Consider the following 17,722-nt stretch of genomic DNA (forward strand, 5'->3'; position numbering starts at 1 on the left):
GTTTTAAGAATCTTTTTTGCTTTCTTTTTTCTGTTTATAATCGGCTATAGCTGCTTTTATTGCATCTTCTGCAAGTAGTGAACAATGTAATTTTACCGGCGGCAGCGATAATTCTTTTGCTATTTCGGTATTTTTAATAGCTTCAGCATCATTTATCGATCTTCCTTTAACCCATTCCGTTACTAAAGAACTTGAAGCAATAGCCGAACCGCAGCCGAATGTTTTAAATTTAGCATCCGTAATAATGCCGTTATCGTCAACTTCGATTTGTAACTTCATAACGTCACCGCAAGCAGGAGCTCCAACGAGTCCCGTACCGACATTTTTACTTTCTTTATTAAGCGACCCGACATTACGAGGATTTTCATAAAAATCTATCACTTTTTTGCTATAAGCCATTGTTATTCTCTAAAATTTAATTTTTAATGTGTCACTCCCCGTTGTATATGTCATTCCTAGCTAGAAGCGGGAATGACATTAAGGACTTTAATGAAACGCCCATTTGATCTTCTTTAAATCAATACCCTCTTGCATCATTTCCCAAAGAGGGCTTAATTCTCTTAGTTTATCGATTTTTGAACATATTAAATCTACTGCGTAATCAATTTCCTGCTCGGTAGTAAATCTACCTATGCCGAACCTAATCGAAGTATGGGCAAGCTCTTCACCGATTCCCATGGAACGTAAAACATATGACGGTTCAAGTGAGGCAGAAGTACAAGCAGAACCGGAAGAAACTGCTAAATCTTTAATGGCAAGAATAATTGACTCCCCCTCTACTCCGGCAAAGCTTAAATTTAAATTACCTTTATATCTTTGATCTTCATCGCCGTTTAAATAAACTTCCGAAATTTTTTGTTTTATATTGTTTAAAAACCTGTCAAATAAGTAATTTACATGCTTAGTATCTTTTCCCATCTCATTATACGATATTTCAGCAGCCATGCCAAGCCCTACGATTAAAGGAGTCGGCAGCGTACCCGAACGCATACCACGTTCTTGACCACCACCGTTTATGAGCGGCGTAACACGTATACGAGGCTTTTTCCTTACATATAATGCACCTACTCCTTTTGGACCGTAAATTTTATGTCCTGAGATACTGGCAAGGTCAATATTAAACTCGTTAACGTCAATTGGAATTTTACCAAAACCTTGAGCAATATCGGAATGAAAGAAAACGCCTCTTTCACGACAAATTTTTCCGATTTCTTTCAAAGGCTGGATCACGCCTATTTCATTATTAACCGCCATAACCGAGACTAACATAGTTTGATCGGTAATAGATTCTTTTAATATTTCTAAAGCGATTATTCCATTTGGGTTAATCGGTAAGTATGTGATTTTTATACCTTCTTGCTCTAAATGCCTACAAGCGTCAAGCACACATTTATGCTCACTGACTACGGTAATAATATGATTCTTTTTATTGCCGTAAAATTTTGCTATTCCCTTTATTGCAAGGTTATTAGACTCGGTTGCACCGGAGGTAAAAATAATTTCTTTAGCATCTGCTCCTATTAACTTCGCTACTCTACTTCTCGCCTCTTCAACGGCGTTTTCTGCTTCCCAACCAAAAGAATGGCTGCGTGAATGCGGATTACCGAATTTAGTAGTGAAATACGGCAGCATTGCTTCCATTACCCTTGGATCTAGCGGCGTTGTTGCCTGATAATCCATATATATCGGCAAAATTAGGTTGTTTAATTGTGGGCTCATATAGTTAATTCTCTTACAACTGTGTCATACCGTGGCTCGACCACGGTATTCAATCCTTTTTAATTTTTTTTGGACCCCGTGGTCAAGCTCACGGGGTAACATTAAATGTTACTATTGCAGGAATGACATCGTCCAGTCATATATCTCTTCAAAAGCTTTTATAAAAGCTTCTATGTCCTCAATTGTATTGTTATGGCTTAAAGATACCCTAATCGAAGATTTTGCCTCTTCTTCCTCTACACCCATATTGGTTAATACGTGCGATTTAGATATTTTTCCTGATGAACAAGCAGAGCCGGAACTTACACAAATATTACGTAAATCAAACCCTATCAATTTTATCTGTGCATCCGTACCAGGCACAGTAAACAAGCTAGTATTAGGCAATCTTGAAACATTTTCACTAATAATATTTACGTTTGGATATTCTTTTAGTTTTTTCTCTAAGGTTTCTTGTAAGCTTTTGATTTTTATATATTTTTCTGAGATATCTTTTGTTATTAATTCAGCAGCTAAACCAAGCCCTGCAATGGCTAAAACATTTTCCGTGCCTGATCTTATCCCTTTTTCTTGTCCTCCCCCTATAATCATTGGAGTAACGTGAAAGTTAGAGTTAGAAATTAAAGCAGAACTACCCTGCCCCGCTCCTATTTTATGTCCTGAAATTGTAGCAAAATCTAACCCTAACTCTTTGATATTTATAGATATTTTTCCTAATGATTGTATTAAATCGCTATGAAATTTTGCCTCATATTTTTTAGTTATTTTACTTATCTCAGCTATATCTTGTATAACCCCGCTTTCATTATTAGCCATCATTACGGAAACTAGTTTTTTAGCAGTACTACTTTGAGATAATAATTCTTCTAGATGTTTTAAATCAACTAAACCTTGATTATCAACTTTTATAATTTTAATATTTGGAGCATGTTTTATATGGTTATAGATTGATAAATGTTCAATAGCTGAAATCAAAATATCGCCGTCATAAAAATTTTTCATTATTAAATTATTACTTTCAGTTCCCGACGACGTAAAAGTAATATCATATTCTCTAGATGATAAGGTTATACCAAGAGCCGTTGCTATTTGCGAGCGTGCTATTTCTATGATATTCTTAGCAAATCTACCTGCGCTATGTGCTGATGAAGGGTTAAGCTCCGTGTCCATTAAACTTATTATGAATTCCTTAACTCTAAGGTCAATAACAGTAGTGGCATTATGGTCTAAATATATCATATATTTAAATTTAAGGCATCTTTAATGGATATATTTTCAAAATAATCTCTAATATGCTTCCCAAGACCTTTCCATAATTTATGCGAATTACATTTTATTGTATCAGCTACGCAAGTTTTAACTGATTTCTTATAGCAGGTAGTCATTATAAAATTTTCGTTAACGGCGTCCATAATATCGGAAATTTTTATTTCTTCTAGGTTACCTATTAAAATATATCCCCCTTTCGATCCTCTAATAGCCTTAACTAAATCAGCTTTGTTTAAGTTTAGAAAATATTTGCTCTAAATAGTTAAGCGATATATTTTGTTTTACGGAAATTTCATTCAAAGTAACCGGTTCAGCACTTGATTTTGAAGCCATTTCAAGTATTGCCATTACGGCATATCTTCCTTTCGTCGTCAACATCATTGTAGAAATCGGGGTTTGAAGCGGTTCTTCACCCCGATTTCAAAATTATATATTATTATTTTAAGTAAAAGCTGATAAGTTTTTTAATAAAAAACAATATAATTAATTTATATAAAAGGGGGAAGCCGCCTTTCACCTTTTATATTCAGTATTGCTAACCGAATAGCAGATTATGCAATAATTCGCTATTCGCGTTATTAAAACTTAAAATTTTTTTAAATCTACAACATCCAAGTAATTTAGTCAAGTATATAAATTATATTATTTCATAAAAAATTAGCTTGTTAATATAAAATAAAGTTTAATTGTGTGAAATCTAGTAGAAGTGGAAAAGAAGGGCAGAGTATTATAAATAATTGATAATTCTAGCATTGCTTAAGAAGAATTACTTTATAGCATAGCTTAACGCTTCGATGCCATTCCGGCTAAAAGCTGAAATTCATAAAAGCACTTTGAAATAAAATAAACTATTTTATTATCCACGACCTCTGTTTGTTTTTCTATTTCTGGCTTTAGGCTTTGAAGAAGCAGCAATATTTTTTAAATTAGTTTGATAATTTTTAATTTTCTCCATTCTTTCCTCGCTTAGTTTTTCATAATGAGTTTTAGCATTTTTTCTGAAACCTATTTTGGTTTCCATATTTTTTACAAAATCATTAACAAGTACTCGTGGATGCCCTTGAATATCGATTTGACAATTTTGATCTAAAGGACCAGGCATAGTTTCTTGTATTTTTTTTATAGCACGGTACATATCTAAAGCTTCAGGTTGATAATGACCGCTATTATTACTAAGGTAATCAATTTTTCCCTTATCATTTATACCTATAACACCTGATGTTTCCGCAGGCTTTCCGCTTAAAAATGAACCGTGAACAAGATTTTTAGTATTTGGCAAATATTGATTTTTATGAGTACCTATATAAATTGCTCCATCCTTTCCCATTACAAATGCTTGAACATTATCCATGCTTTTACTTTCTTTACCGATAGTAGAAGCTACCTTACCCTTAGAATCAAGTAATCTCGGAGAGGAGGTATCATAGAATAGTCGGTGATTTTTTTGTTCCTCCGGACCCATACGCAATATTTCAAATTCATGCCCATCCCATATTTGTTTACCTTGATCTATTTCTTGAAGATGATGTTCTGAAAGTTTTGGATTTGGATGAACTACTTTAACTCTTACGGAATCTACTATAGCATCGTTTAATTTTCCTAATTCATGTTTTTCCGGTATTAAAACATGCTTGAATTTATCTATTAATCTATTCCAATTATCTCTAGCGCTAGTTTTTGGATCTCTTAAAAGGTGTATCAATATTTCTTCCGGCATCCCCAACTAGATAAACTTTATTATCTTTGTGGATTAAGTTATCTTTGTATAAAGGCTCTCCCTCGTGATTAATAAGTTGACCTTTTCTTTCAATAATAGCTAATTGACCATCCTTATAAAGGATAATTTTTTTCATTATTTAATCCAAGCTTTGAATTAATTTGTATTTTACCTTGATGATTTAAATTACCAATACCGATACCGTCAATATCCGCAATTTGAAGATCTCTATTTTTAGCAACAAATTTTCTAATTTCTTCAGGATTATTAATAAATTGACCGTTATCCTTTAATATTCCTTGTATATCGCAGGCAGTATAAGTAAATTCTTCTTTGATTATTTTTGTATCTTTTATAAGACCTACTGCAGCGAAAATTTGTTAAAAGAAATTTAGATTTCTCTTTACTTCAACATTTTTGACTCCGGTAGCTTCTCTTTCATGAATACTAATTGATCCGGCTTTAAGTAGCCGCCTTTATCATAAATATTAATTACTCTTCCTTTTATAAGGTTTACTTCTGTTGCTTCTTGATTTTGAGAAAATTCTTTAACGTGAGGCTCCTCTGCAAACCTTACTTTCTTTTTTTCTTTACCCATTTGAATTCCCTAAATTTATAAAAAAATAATTTTAGGTCTCATTTTAACAATAAAAACTTTTACTTTTTTAGTAATAGGCTGTTTTTTTAGTAAATTGAGGATTTAAAATCACATATCATACGATAACCGATTTTTCTTATATATAACTCGACAGGCTCTTGTTAATTTGCCAAATAGCGATAAATACTAAACAAGTTGTAAATATTTGTAGTAGCTGCAATAATATGCTTAATTCCGGTATTAATATAATAATAACCGGTTGTAATATTATCGGGACTCCGCTTGAAAACATTACTAACCTTATAGAAGTTTGTATTGAAGTTTTAGTAGTAAGTAAATTAGCTAAGCTATACACTAACAAAACTATAATACTTCTTTCTAATAAGAATGTTACAAACCAAAATAATATAATAGCCGGCATACCAAAATAAATAAATAAATTTGGTGCATATAATAAATTATCGGCAAAATATTTTTTTATTATTTCAGGAGTTAAAATTACTTCATTTTGTTTGAATATCTCAGAATAGTTAACAATACTTGGAAAATTTTTCTTAGTATTGGCCACAATTAAATTTATCCTAAGCTTATTCTCTTCAAGTACAAACGGTATTTTGCTTTTTTCTTTGTTAGAAACGTGATGTTTTGTATCAATGACGACTATTTTATTGTTATTTTTACTATATAAATATATAGGCTCTACTTCTTCAACTGAAATTTTTGAATTATTATATTTAATTTCCGGTAATTGATTGATAATATATTCAATATTATCTGTAACTTTTGATGATTGTATTCCGTTAAAATAATCTTTTAAAGTTATTATGTAATTTAATATAAAAATACAATAAATTATTGATGGAATAAAAGATACGGTAAATAAATATCTTATTCCGTATCCTTGATAGTTTCTATATACGTCTTTATAAAACTCTATAGAGCTAACGGATAACCATAATTGACGGAATAATGTAGTTACTCCTTCTAATATAAATGATAGTAAATACATGTATGAGTAATTTATTTAAGTTTTTCAACCTCTTCCTTCTTTAATCCGGTTGAGGTAACTATTAAGTCAGTTTTTAAACCGGCTTTGATTAAATTTTTGGCTATAATAATTTTTTCTTCTTTTAATTTCATTGCACCGATATGTATACCTTTTTCGATACCTTACTTTTCCCAGTAATGTGCTATACTTCCCATAATTTCTTCTCCTGTTTCAGTATTTAATTGTGATTTAAGTATTTTTTCTATTTCTATTATATCATTTTGACTAGCTTTGGTCAAAGTGTAGAATAAAATTAACTCTATATAATCAATCCCTATATTAATTTCAGCAAATGCAGGTAAAAGATCGGCTATTTCTTGCTATTTTTTTATCAAATCTCGTTTATGAATATGCTTCATAAAAAATTGTAAAATTCCGGACCAAGCATTTTCTTTTAATTTCTCATCAGGAATTTCATGAACATTAATCAGCTGATAATCATTAATCCAAGTAGCTTTTACTAATTCACTATTTTCAAATAATTCCCATAAATTTAAAGGAACATTATATTTTTGTATGCCATTATAAAACACTAAAGGATATATGAAAGGAAATTTTTTATTTTTTAGTACTTTCATATGATATTCCGCAATATTTAACATATACTTAAACAAGCGAAAAGCCATATAATAATTAGGTTTACTTCGATGTTCTAACAATAAAAATAAATAGCCGTCTTCACCGTCAAATTTAGCAGAAAATAAAATATCCGATATAGATTTCTTAAGATTAGGCTCTATAAAACTATCCTTTTCCATTTTAAGAGTTTCTAGAGAAAATACAGCTTTTATATGCGGCGGTAAATGCATTTCAAAAAACTCTTTAGCAACTATAGGGTTTGCAAATGCACTACGTACAATCTCATCATGTTTAGGTTTTTTCTTTTTTTGCATAATATAGATTATGAAGTAGTATTATATAAGTTTTTCTACTATTAGTATATAAAAGAAAATAATTTTAATTAGAGGTAGTTTTAAAGTTCAATATTATATATAAGTTTGTTGATAAAAAATGATTTATTTACTAATATCTATATTTCCATAAATAATATTAGTTTTATATGCTACTGCTACTTCCCGAAATAACTTTAATTATAATAGCACTTTTAGGGCAGTTTTTTGCCGTAATGATACCAAATAAAAATAGAATTATTTCTAATATCATTATTTTATTATGCATATTATCAATTTTTCTTACCTTTAAGTATTCAAGATATGAAGGAGTATGGCACTCATTTGCTACCGGAATAAATATCGGTATTAGTAAAAGCATAGTGTTACTATTCACTATTATATCCATGATTATATACCGTGATTACTCTATTCTTGCCGACGAGGAATTAAAGTTTGAATTTATTACTTTAATGTTATTATCGACTGTAGGTATTTTTGTTGCAATTTCATCACAGAATTTCCTATTATTATTCTGCGGTATGGAGCTTACTGCTTTAACTTCGTATGCACTTGCAGGATTTAAATTAAATGATATTAAATCATCGGAAGGTGCTTTAAAATATTGTATCTTGGGTAGTTTAGTGAGTTGTTTATCATTATTCGGGATTTCTTTTATATATGGATTTGGTGGAAGCTTACAATTTGAAGACATTTTATATAAGCTAAATAATTCTTCTTCAACAAACCTTGGTTTAATAATCGGTATTGTATTATTTTTAAGCAGCATTTTCTTTAAACTCTCAAGCGTTCCACTTCATTTTTGGGCACCTGACGTATATGAAGGATCCCCGATAGCGTCAGTTACTTATTTTACTGCTGCTTCTAAAATCGGTATGGTTGCCGTTTTATTAAATATCAGCAAATTTATTATAGGTGATTATCATCCTATTAATTATAATTTAATAAAGATAATTGCTATATTATCTATGCTGTTTGGAGCTTTTGGAGCTATTCGTCAAACTTCTCTAAAAAGATTAATGGCATATAGCACTATTTTAAATATCGGTTATGTATTAATCGGCGTTCTTCTGCATAATCAAGAAGGATATAAAGCAGTTCTACTATATATTCTAATATATGCGGTAGGGAGTATAGGATTTTTTACTTGCTTAATTATGTTGCTCGGTAAAGACGCCGATAAAGCTAGTTTTAAAACTATACAAGGAATTGCAGAGAACCATAAAACTATAGCTGCCGTAATTAGCATAGTTATGTTTTCAATGATTGGAATCCCTCCTCTTACAGGATTTTTCGGTAAATATTACCTTTTTTACCAAGCAATTAATCAAGAAGAATTTGCATTAGCTTATTGTGGTATTTTTACCAGTGTAGTTGCTGCTTTTTATTATCTTCAAGTAGTAAAAGCCATGTATTTTTCTAAAAAGATTGAGATAATTAAGCTGCCGATGCAATATGGGCTTTTACTGATTAATTACTTAGTTGTAGGCTTCTTGTTGCTTGGTTCGTTTATTATCTCATTTTAGCTTTGCTTTCTTTAGATTTCAGAGGTTTTTTGTTATCAACATCAACCAAAGTAGTTTTTGTCGGTTTCATAACCTTTTCGTTGAGATTCTTTATATGTTTTAGATCTTCTTCATCTAATTTTAATAAATCTTGGTCTTTCTTTTTAGCTTTTTTAGCTAGACCTAATTGACTTGGAGTAATACTAACAATATCATCTGTTCCGACTTCTTTCTTGAATTGTTCTAGAACATCTACATATTCTCTGTTTGCATCTACATTTGTCTTTACCGATTTTTGTTCTGGTTCTTTTTTTATTTTTACTTTATCAGAAGAATCAGCTAAATTTCTTTCATATTTAATATCTTCATTTAAACTTTTTATTGTCTTTATTAAATGTTTTTTTGCACTATCCCTAACACCGAGTATTTCTAAAATTCTTGCAAAATTAGTAGTAACTTTATTTCTTAATTTAATTTTTTGTCCTCCTTTTTTTCTTTCTTCATAATTAAGAATTTTCTCAAAATAATCAGAATATTCTTTCATTAATGTTTTTAATCCTTGCTCTTTCACTTCGTAATAAGGAAAACTATATTTTTTAGCGATTAAACTATTTATTTTAATTTCTAAGCCGTATTCCTTTAAGGATTCTTGCTTTTTTTCATTATATCTATTAAACTAGCCTTAATTTCTTCAGGCGTTATTTCTTTAGATTTTTTATTATTAAATTTCTTTGGCATCGCTTGTTTTGCAAATTCTGCAATTGCTTCATTACTATAATATTTAGTTAATTCATCAACACTTTTATCAATAGTTTTGCTTAAATCAATTTTAGAAACTGCAAGTAAGCTATCGGCAAATTTAGGATTTTTTGTTCTTAAACTAGAGGGAAATTCTCTAAAATGGTTAGTAGGACCAAATCCCGGCAAATGTTTAACTCTTGAATGTGGGTAGATATTATTTGTTAAATTATCAAAACTACCGGCAAAATCAATTCTTACTAATTTAGGTAAAGTTTTTGGATTTTTTTGGTCTCTGATAACTCCTATATTTCCAACATGTATATCAAAATCGCCGATCAATAAACTTGCCGGCATAATATTTTCAAAGTTCTGATACTTAATTTCCTTAAAAGCATTTTCTAAGGTTCTAAATAATTTATTGCGAGCCCCCATAAAAAGCGGTCTACCACCGTCTTTTCTAAACCAAAAACTCGGTTTAGTTTTAGCAGACATATGTTTATCCATGTCCACATACATATCGCTACTATAATTCTCAAAAAATTCAGATTTGACATATATTTGCGAATCAACGGCTTTAGATTTATTAAAATTATCAGGAGCAATTAAATTAACCTTTGCTCCATTTCCAGGACTTATAGCTTCAAAAATTTGAGATCCTAAAAACTCGGCTATATTTTTTGAGCTTGAAGTCTCTTTTTTTATCATCGCCGTAATTTTACCGTCTGAGCTTTGATATACTCCGCCATGCTCTCCTGCCTCATTAGCTCCACCTCCTTTAGGCTTTAAAAAATTCCAACCTTTAAATACTGATTTCTTATTTTGCGTCATCCTCGCCTCTTTATAATGATTTACATAAAATTGATAATTTTGGTATAATTATAAAACATATTATTTATTTTATATCAAGGGCAGAAGCCGTTTTTCTACTTAATTTTATTGTTCTTGAATATTTCAGCTACTTCAAGAGCTGCGTAGGTAAATATAGCAGTTGCTCCTGCTCGTTTAAAACTAGTTAATGATTCAATTATGGTTCTCTCCCAGTCAATTGCCCCTGCTTCGGCTGCAAATTTTAACATTGCATATTCTCCGCCAACCTGATATGCAAAAATTTTAGCATTAAAATTATTTGCTGCTTCACGAATAACATCTAAAAACGGCATACCTGGTTTAACCATTACCATATCAGCTCCTTCAGCTATATCGTGTTCAATTTCAAGCATTGCTTCCTTAATATTACGCACATCCATTTGATAGCTTGATTTATCTAAATAATTCTTTTTGTTACTCCTAACTGCATCGCGAAACGGACCATAAAAGCTTGAAGCATATTTAGCGGCATAAGCAAGAATTCCGACATTTATAAAACCCTCTTTGTCAAGATATTCCCTTATAGCTCCGATTCTGCCATCCATCATATCGGAAGGTGCAACAATATCTACCCCTGCTTTTGCAAGCACTAGTGCTTGATTACACAAGGCTCTTACTGATTTATCATTATCAACTTCCCCGTGATGCACAATACCGTCATGACCATGTGTGGTATAAGGATCAAGTGCTACATCGCATATTATACCGATATCAATATTAGCGTTTGTGATGCTTCTAATAGTTCTACATATCAAATTATCTAAATTATAAGCCTCGTCGGCTTTTTCACTTTTTAGACTTTGATCAATACTAGGAAATAATGCAATAGCATTAATACCAAGCTCTGCTGCTCTTTTAGCCGTCTCTACTATTTGATCGATCGATAAACGATATATACCGGGCATAGTCTTAATTTCTTGCCTTTCATTATGCCCATCAATGACAAATAAAGGTAGCACTAAATCATTGATTGATAAATTACTTTCAGCTATTAACTCTCTAAGCCACAATGCTTTTCTATTTCTTCTAAGTCTAACAAGAGGGTACATAAAATTCATATCTCATTTTAATTAATAACCTTATCTTATAGTAAAAATATCGCACTACAAAAAGAAATTTTGCTTGCAATCTATAAAAAATTTAAGCAAAATAACGAAAATAACAAATATGGTTTAATTATGTAAATAAATATAGGAGTTTAATATGGCACAAGATAATATTCCAAAATCAGTAAAAGATAGAATAAAAGAGTGGGAAGAAAAAACAACTATGTCAAATAATCCACTAAAAAATACAACACCAGCTGTTCCTCCAAAACCTACTCCTGAGCAAATAAAGGCATGGGACGAGGCACATAAAAAACAGACTGATTTAACTGCACATGCCCAAGCACTTAATATAGTTGTCGGTACCCCATCTCCGCAATTTGAAACCCAAAAGCCTATAAAGCCTATTATTCTTTCAAAACCGGCTCCGGAACAAACAAAGGTACCAGAAGAAACGCATAAAAAACAATCTAATTTAACCGTACAAGAAAAAATAGAGAAATTTTTTCAAGATCATCATATTGATACCAAAGATGCTTTTATTCCGGAATTTAGCCGCTATATAGAATTAAGCGCTTCTATGGCAGGGAAACGTCTTGACGTTACTGTTAAAGCTTATGAACAATCATTAGGACGACTAATAAAACAAGTAGGAGTACCTCAAAAAGAGTTTATTTCTTTTATAGAAGATGATCTAATAAAGAATCATCCACATAAAGATAAATTTGAGAAAATCAATCAACATTATAAATCACCTGAACCACCTAAATTATCTGATATAATTGATAATCTTAGAGCATTAGTAAACAATGATGAGATAATAGCTAATTTAAAACAAAGTAGAAAACACATTGAATTTAAAGAAAAAGTAAATAATATTATTCAGATTTATGAGGACAATAAACACAATTCAGCTACTATAGCTAAAGTTGAAGCAAAACTGAAAGAAGTAGGTAAATGGTGTGAAGAAACTACAAAAATGGATAATACTCCTATTTGGAAAAATATTGGTAATTTTATAAAATATTCTTTTACCGGAGATAAAGTTAAAGCTGCTTTTTATAAAGATGCTATAAAAAATTCTACTCAAAATACTAAAAAAGCTATAGCAGAAATACAAAAATCTCTTACTAATCCTTCTTCTCATTCATCTAATGTTCCACCGTCGAATAAGAATAAAGGAGAAAAATATAGAAGCTAGGTTCTGTGAACAAAATTTAATAAAAACTCTTAGGATCGATATCTATTTTTATCTGACAAAAAGAGGGAATTTTTATAAGGCTTAGCCAAAATTTTAAATATTTCTGCAAATTAAATTTCTTATCGGCTATAATAAGTATTCGGTAGCGATATTTACCGGCAAGCTTTGACATTAATGAGCTTGCCGGTCCTAAAATTTTCACGTTTGCTTTTGGTGCAATTCTGACCATATTCTTAGCAATTTCTAGAATTTTATGTTCACTGGAACCTGATAAAATTACCGATGCCATTTTGGAAAACGGCGGCATATCTGCTGATTTTCTTATTTCAAGTTCATTTGCAAAAAAACTATATTCATCACCGACTTTAACATAACTAAAAATTATATTATCAGGATAATAGCTTTGTAAATATACCACACCTTTACTATCGCCCCTCCCCGCTCTGCCGCCTACTTGATGTAGTAGCTGGAAAGTTCGCTCAGATGCTCTAAGATCGGCATTATTACTCCCAAGGTCGGCATCTATTACTCCCACTAAAGTAAGATTTGGGAAGTGATAACCTTTCGTTATCATTTGTGTCCCTATTAATATATCAATTTCTAAATTTTCCATTTGATGCAAAAGCTGTGCTATTTTTTCAGGATTTTTAGCATGATCTTTACTTATAACTGCAATTTTACTCTCAGGAAAGAGTGCTTTTGCTTCCTCTTCTATTCTCTCTATACCGGGACCGCAAATAGTTAATGTTTCATCTTCTAGACATTCAGGACAAGAACTAAAAATTTTACTTTGATAACCGCAATGGTGACATTCAAGTTTTTTAGTCGCTTTATGTACTACCATCCAGCTAGAACAATATTTGCAGGTAAATCTGTAACCGCAAGCTTTGCAGAGCATTAGCGGAGCATAACCTCTCCTATTAAGAAATAATAATGTTTGCTTTTTATTATCTAAATTATCTTTTATAGCTTCTATAAGAATCTTAGATAAATAGGAATTCTTAGGTAGCTTCTCTTTAGTCATGTCGATCATTTCTATATTCGGCAAATCAGCATTTTTATATCTATTAATTAAAGTAATTAAACGATATTTCCCTAACTCCGCATTATACATCGTTTCAATAGACGGTGTTGCCGAACACAAAACAATTTGTGCTTTATCAAATGTACTTCTGACGATAGCCGTATCCCTAGCATTATATAATATCCCATCATCTTGTTTATAAGATTCATCATGCTCTTCATCAAGCACTATTAGACCTAAATTTTTGAAAGGTAGAAATAAACTACTTCTAGTCCCAATTACTACTTTAACTTTATCGCTTAATATGCCTCTTAAAATCATTTTCTTTTGAGCTTTCGTAACGCTAGAATTCCATATTATAGGTTCAAATCCAAAACGCTCTATAAAACGATTAATAATTTGTGTACTAAGTGCAATTTCAGGAAGCATAATAAGCACTTGTTTACCTTTTGCTAAGTAATCTGCTATTAAATGAAAATATATTTCCGTTTTACCAGAGCCGGTAACACCTTTAATAATTACCGGCTTATTACTTTCATTTAAGACTGTTACTGCTTGTTTCTGTTCTTCCGATAGATCAGGTAATATAAAATCGTTATTTACTTTTTGTTCTTTAATTTTTATAGGTTTTTCAGCAATATCTATAGGTAATACTAACTTGGCTATACTACCAAGCTCTGACATATAGTAGACACTCATCCATTTAATTAATTCTAAAACTTCTGAAGTAATATTTAAGTTTAGCGATACTTTCGTATGAATAGTTTTTAATTTTTGTGTTTCAGAATCTGATGCAAGCTCCCATACTATACCGGTTAATTCCTTATTTCTAAAAGGCACTATGACAAGATCACCTATATTTACAGATAAATCTTTAGGAATTAAATAATCTAGCGGAAATAATTTTGCTACCGGTAATAATATTTTTGCTATTTGCATATATAATGTATTTTATAAATTTTTTTTATTATATACTAAACTTATAAATTATAGAAACCTAGATGAATAAAGAAAAAAAGATTATTATAGCAATGTCCGGAGCTTCAGGAGCAATATACGGTATTCGTTTACTTGAAATACTAAAGCAGCAAAATATCGAAACTCATTTAGTTATTTCAGAGGGAGCAGCTCTTACTATAAAAGCTGAAACCACATATTCTATAGAAGCAATAAAAAATTTAGCAAATTATTATTATGACGATAAAGATTTAGGAGCTACTATCTCTAGCGGCTCTTTTAAAACTTCAGGCATGATAATAGCCCCTTGTAGTATGAAGACCCTAGCAAGTATCGCTCACTCAATGGAGGATACTTTAATTAGTAGAGCGACAGGTGTTGTACTTAAAGACAGAAGAAAACTTATTTTAATGACTCGTGAAACTCCTCTGCATATCGGACATTTAGAAAATATGCTAAAAGTAGCGAGTTACGGCGGCATTATAGCACCGCCCGTGCCGGCTTTTTATAATAACCCTGCAAGTATAGATGATATAGTAAATCATTCCGTTACTAGAGTTTTAGATTTTTTTGATATTGAAACTAATTTAATTAAACGCTGGGGTAGTGTTTAATAAAAATTAGTTACTAAAATAACAATGGTACTATTATTGTTATTAGTGTAGTATATAGTTATATATTATTTTATGATTATGGTATATATATGATAAATAGTGCTAAAATAACTAAAGGCGGCAAAATTTCTCTTCCAGCTTCATATCGAAAACAATTACATTTAAAAGAAGGTGATAAGGTAATATTTACTCTCAAAGAAAATGAAGTAGTAATTTCTCCATTAAGTTTTATGTTAAAGAAATCTCGTAATATTATTAATAACTATTATTCACCTAAAGAAAGTTTAGTGGATCAATTAATTGCTGAACGTAAACAGGAAGCAAAAAATGAATAATGTAATATTTGATGCTTCTGCTCTCTTGGCTCTAATTAAAAATGAAACTGTTAATATAGAATTGGAAAAATTCTTAGGAAATGTATATATGTCTTCTGTTAATGTTTCCGAAGTAGCAGGAATTTTGCTAAAATCTGAAATGTCACTTCACGAATGTAAAGATGCTATAGAACCGTTGATTAATTCCGTTATTGACTTCAATCAAGAACAATCTTTTCTTGCTGCTTATATTAAAAAGCAAACCAACCACTTAGGTTTATCACTTGGAGATCGAGCTTGTATTACGCTTGGTTTAACTACAGGCTATCCTATATATACTGCAGATAAAGCTTGGGCTAATGTGCAATTAAATTGTAAAATTATACTTATTCGTTAATTATATAAATCAACCAAAATGGCACGTAATAAAATAAACAACGATAAAAATATAGATGCTAACGAAGAAGCAGATATTCCCATACCAAGGGTTTTACCTTCAAATATTCAAGCAGAGCAAATGCTACTTGGGGCAATTCTAACCAATAACGAATTACTAAATTATGTATCGGCATTTTTACGTTTAGAGCATTTCTTTGAGCCTATTCATCAAAAAATTTATAATGCAATTGAAGCAATTACCGAAAAAGGGCTGATAGCTACACCTATTACTTTACGTAGTATGTTAACTCAAGATGAACTATTTCAAGAAATAGAAGGAGCGGAGTATTTAGCAAAATTGATAACCATGTCAATGATGGTAATAAATCCGATTGATTACGGTAAAATAATATATGATTTAGCAATAAAGCGTAATTTAATAAATATCGGTGAAGAAGTAGTAAATAATGCCTATAATTCTTCATTAGAAGTTGAAGCAAAGGAACAGATTGAACATGCCGAAGCTAAACTTTACGATTTAGCTAGCGAAGGCTTAAACGAAAAGAGTTTTACTAAAATCGGTATTTCTATTTCAGAGTCACTAGCTAGCATCAATAGAGCTATGAAAAATAATGATCATGTAATCGGTATATCTACCGGTTTGATTGATCTAGATAATAAATTATTCGGCTTTCATAATTCTGACCTTATAATTCTTGCAGGACGTCCGTCGATGGGTAAAACGGCATTTGCTATAAATCTTGCATTTAATGCCTGTAATAATATGCGTCTTAAGAATATTCGCGATAATCAAGAAATTCAGTCGGTAGGTTTTTTCTCTTTAGAAATGTCCTCAGAACAGCTAACCACGCGTCTACTTTCAATGTGTGCAGAAATTGATTCTACTTCTCTTCGTACAGGGATTCTAGGTGAAGAAAAATATAACCGTCTTCGCAAGGAAGCAAATACTTTATCGGAATTACAATTTTTTATCGATGATACCCCTGCTCTATCTATTTCCGCTATAAGAACAAGAGCTAGAAGAATGAAACGCAAGCATAATCTCGGTATATTATTTATCGATTATTTACAATTAATTAGAGGAGTAAGTAAATCTGAAAATAGAGTTAGCGAAGTTTCAGAAATAACTCAAGGTTTAAAAGCAATAGCAAAAGAGTTAAATATTCCGGTTATTGCGTTATCTCAGCTTTCAAGAGCAGTAGAACTGCGTGAGGACAAAAAACCTATGCTATCCGATCTTCGAGAATCAGGAACTATAGAACAGGATGCAGATATAGTAATGTTTATTTACCGTGAAGAATATTATCTAACTAGAAAAGAACCGGCAGCAGGCGATGCTAAACATGCCGAATGGTTAGATAAGCTCAACAAAGTATATAATATTGCCGATATAATTGTTGCAAAACATCGTAACGGACCGGTTGGAAATGTTTCGCTTTACTATGATAGTCAATATTCTAAATTTAGTAATTTAGAGAAAAGGACTTTTAACGCTGTTTAAATTATTTCATCAAAATTTTTGCGTCTTTTATTTTTTTCTGCCCATCTTATTGCTTTATCAAGTAGCTCATTATTATTTTTACTATAAAGCCACATCTCATTATCAGGAACGAATCTGCCAGGCTTTATTATTATAGTACCATCATTTAAGGTTAAAATTTTTATCTGTTTTCCTGCATATTTCTTTCCTAAAAATGTTTGCCCGTTATTTCCCACTTGTTTAATTGTTTTTATATTATTTTCTACTATCATAATATTTAATAGTTAATTTAGTTACTATATTAACAAGTTC

At 31.0% G+C, this 17,722-nt stretch carries 16 protein-coding genes and 2 pseudogenes; 6 read left to right on the top strand and 12 right to left on the bottom strand.

Annotation, left to right across the window (positions count from 1 at the left end; translation table 11 throughout):
• Positions 1-3 precede the first annotated feature (3 nt).
• The 8 genes and pseudogenes from iscU to ACIAS7_RS06545 form a co-directional block, all read right to left on the bottom strand.
• The gene (gene iscU / locus ACIAS7_RS06510) at positions 4-399 is read right to left on the bottom strand and encodes a Fe-S cluster assembly scaffold IscU (protein WP_473198700.1); all 396 of its coding nucleotides are present in this window, start codon (positions 397-399) and stop codon (positions 4-6) included.
• A gap of 87 nt (positions 400-486) precedes the next feature.
• Positions 487-1,719 carry an IscS subfamily cysteine desulfurase gene (locus ACIAS7_RS06515; RefSeq protein ID WP_473198701.1) on the bottom strand — a complete coding sequence of 411 codons (1,233 nt, stop codon included), beginning with the start codon at positions 1,717-1,719 and terminating at the stop codon, positions 487-489.
• Between the two features lie 111 nt (positions 1,720-1,830).
• Entirely contained in the window at positions 1,831-2,958 is a 1,128-nt protein-coding gene (locus ACIAS7_RS06520; protein ID WP_473198702.1) for a cysteine desulfurase family protein, read from the bottom strand.
• Positions 2,955-3,369 (bottom strand): annotated as a pseudogene (locus ACIAS7_RS06525) (Fe-S cluster assembly transcription factor). Before ACIAS7_RS06525 ends, ACIAS7_RS06520 begins: the two are co-directional and overlap by 4 nt.
• Before the next feature lie 475 nt (positions 3,370-3,844).
• The gene (locus tag ACIAS7_RS06530) at positions 3,845-4,090 is read right to left on the bottom strand and encodes a hypothetical protein (protein WP_473199445.1); all 246 of its coding nucleotides are present in this window, start codon (positions 4,088-4,090) and stop codon (positions 3,845-3,847) included.
• Positions 4,091-5,108: 1,018 nt separating this feature from the next.
• Complete coding sequence (locus ACIAS7_RS06535) at positions 5,109-5,303, bottom strand: hypothetical protein (protein ID WP_473198703.1); 195 nt, start codon at positions 5,301-5,303, stop codon at positions 5,109-5,111.
• A 136-nt stretch (positions 5,304-5,439) separates the two neighbouring features.
• On the bottom strand, positions 5,440-6,312 hold the full coding sequence (locus ACIAS7_RS06540; RefSeq protein ID WP_473198704.1) for a DUF1189 family protein: 873 nt from the start codon (positions 6,310-6,312) through the stop codon (positions 5,440-5,442).
• A gap of 359 nt (positions 6,313-6,671) precedes the next feature.
• Positions 6,672-7,244, bottom strand: coding sequence for an Rpn family recombination-promoting nuclease/putative transposase (locus tag ACIAS7_RS06545; protein ID WP_473198705.1), 573 nt, complete (start codon positions 7,242-7,244; stop codon positions 6,672-6,674).
• Between the two features lie 167 nt (positions 7,245-7,411).
• Here ACIAS7_RS06545 and nuoN point away from each other — a divergent pair, with 167 nt between their 5' ends.
• Complete coding sequence (nuoN, locus tag ACIAS7_RS06550; RefSeq protein WP_473198706.1) at positions 7,412-8,788, top strand: NADH-quinone oxidoreductase subunit NuoN; 1,377 nt, start codon at positions 7,412-7,414, stop codon at positions 8,786-8,788.
• Here the strand turns inward: nuoN and ACIAS7_RS06555 are convergent.
• Together ACIAS7_RS06555 and hemB are read right to left on the bottom strand one after the other, a co-directional pair.
• A pseudogene (locus ACIAS7_RS06555) lies at positions 8,775-10,336 on the bottom strand (hypothetical protein). The gene nuoN and the pseudogene ACIAS7_RS06555 sit on opposite strands and share 14 nt — an antisense overlap.
• Before the next feature lie 95 nt (positions 10,337-10,431).
• Positions 10,432-11,424 (bottom strand): porphobilinogen synthase, encoded by a 993-nt coding sequence (hemB, locus tag ACIAS7_RS06560; protein WP_473198707.1) that lies wholly within the window; start codon positions 11,422-11,424, stop codon positions 10,432-10,434.
• 154 nt (positions 11,425-11,578) lie between these two features.
• Between hemB and ACIAS7_RS06565 the strand changes: the two genes are divergently transcribed.
• Positions 11,579-12,622: a hypothetical protein gene (locus tag ACIAS7_RS06565; RefSeq protein ID WP_473198708.1), complete on the top strand. Its 1,044-nt coding sequence runs from the start codon at positions 11,579-11,581 to the stop codon at positions 12,620-12,622.
• A gap of 16 nt (positions 12,623-12,638) precedes the next feature.
• Here the strand turns inward: ACIAS7_RS06565 and ACIAS7_RS06570 are convergent, their stop codons facing one another.
• Positions 12,639-14,585, bottom strand: a complete 1,947-nt coding sequence (locus tag ACIAS7_RS06570; RefSeq protein ID WP_473198709.1) for a primosomal protein N' — start codon at positions 14,583-14,585, stop codon at positions 12,639-12,641.
• Between the two features lie 62 nt (positions 14,586-14,647).
• Here ACIAS7_RS06570 and ACIAS7_RS06575 point away from each other — a divergent pair, with 62 nt between their 5' ends.
• The 4 genes from ACIAS7_RS06575 to ACIAS7_RS06590 all read left to right on the top strand — a co-directional run bounded on the left by ACIAS7_RS06575 (position 14,648) and on the right by ACIAS7_RS06590 (position 17,431).
• Positions 14,648-15,217, top strand: coding sequence for a UbiX family flavin prenyltransferase (locus ACIAS7_RS06575; protein WP_473198710.1), 570 nt, complete (start codon positions 14,648-14,650; stop codon positions 15,215-15,217).
• Between the two features lie 89 nt (positions 15,218-15,306).
• Positions 15,307-15,552, top strand: coding sequence for an AbrB/MazE/SpoVT family DNA-binding domain-containing protein (locus tag ACIAS7_RS06580; RefSeq protein ID WP_473198711.1), 246 nt, complete (start codon positions 15,307-15,309; stop codon positions 15,550-15,552).
• A complete protein-coding gene (locus tag ACIAS7_RS06585; protein ID WP_473198712.1) occupies positions 15,545-15,928 on the top strand; it encodes a type II toxin-antitoxin system VapC family toxin in 384 nt (127 codons plus the stop codon). Before ACIAS7_RS06580 ends, ACIAS7_RS06585 begins: the two co-directional genes overlap by 8 nt.
• Positions 15,929-15,946: 18 nt before the next feature.
• A complete protein-coding gene (locus ACIAS7_RS06590; RefSeq protein WP_473198713.1) occupies positions 15,947-17,431 on the top strand; it encodes a replicative DNA helicase in 1,485 nt (494 codons plus the stop codon).
• On the opposite strand, the gene ACIAS7_RS06595 is transcribed toward ACIAS7_RS06590, so the two are convergent.
• The gene (locus ACIAS7_RS06595) at positions 17,428-17,682 is read right to left on the bottom strand and encodes a hypothetical protein (RefSeq protein ID WP_473198714.1); all 255 of its coding nucleotides are present in this window, start codon (positions 17,680-17,682) and stop codon (positions 17,428-17,430) included. The genes ACIAS7_RS06590 and ACIAS7_RS06595 overlap by 4 nt on opposite strands.
• Between the last annotated feature and the right edge of the window lie 40 nt (positions 17,683-17,722).

This window comes from Rickettsia sp. 109562A South Dakota (genome assembly GCF_055791265.1).

Coding starts and splice junctions, on each gene's coding strand:
- iscU (WP_473198700.1), bottom strand. CDS start 399: ATGGCTTATAGCAAAAAAGTGATAGATTTTTATGAAAATCCTCGTAAT.
- ACIAS7_RS06515 (WP_473198701.1), bottom strand. CDS start 1,719: ATGAGCCCACAATTAAACAACCTAATTTTGCCGATATATATGGATTAT.
- ACIAS7_RS06520 (WP_473198702.1), bottom strand. CDS start 2,958: ATGATATATTTAGACCATAATGCCACTACTGTTATTGACCTTAGAGTT.
- ACIAS7_RS06530 (WP_473199445.1), bottom strand. CDS start 4,090: ATGCCTGGTCCTTTAGATCAAAATTGTCAAATCGATATTCAAGGGCAT.
- ACIAS7_RS06535 (WP_473198703.1), bottom strand. CDS start 5,303: ATGGGTAAAGAAAAAAAGAAAGTAAGGTTTGCAGAGGAGCCTCACGTT.
- ACIAS7_RS06540 (WP_473198704.1), bottom strand. CDS start 6,312: ATGTATTTACTATCATTTATATTAGAAGGAGTAACTACATTATTCCGT.
- ACIAS7_RS06545 (WP_473198705.1), bottom strand. CDS start 7,244: ATGCAAAAAAAGAAAAAACCTAAACATGATGAGATTGTACGTAGTGCA.
- nuoN (WP_473198706.1), top strand. CDS start 7,412: ATGCTACTGCTACTTCCCGAAATAACTTTAATTATAATAGCACTTTTA.
- hemB (WP_473198707.1), bottom strand. CDS start 11,424: ATGTACCCTCTTGTTAGACTTAGAAGAAATAGAAAAGCATTGTGGCTT.
- ACIAS7_RS06565 (WP_473198708.1), top strand. CDS start 11,579: ATGGCACAAGATAATATTCCAAAATCAGTAAAAGATAGAATAAAAGAG.
- ACIAS7_RS06570 (WP_473198709.1), bottom strand. CDS start 14,585: ATGCAAATAGCAAAAATATTATTACCGGTAGCAAAATTATTTCCGCTA.
- ACIAS7_RS06575 (WP_473198710.1), top strand. CDS start 14,648: ATGAATAAAGAAAAAAAGATTATTATAGCAATGTCCGGAGCTTCAGGA.
- ACIAS7_RS06580 (WP_473198711.1), top strand. CDS start 15,307: ATGATAAATAGTGCTAAAATAACTAAAGGCGGCAAAATTTCTCTTCCA.
- ACIAS7_RS06585 (WP_473198712.1), top strand. CDS start 15,545: ATGAATAATGTAATATTTGATGCTTCTGCTCTCTTGGCTCTAATTAAA.
- ACIAS7_RS06590 (WP_473198713.1), top strand. CDS start 15,947: ATGGCACGTAATAAAATAAACAACGATAAAAATATAGATGCTAACGAA.
- ACIAS7_RS06595 (WP_473198714.1), bottom strand. CDS start 17,682: ATGATAGTAGAAAATAATATAAAAACAATTAAACAAGTGGGAAATAAC.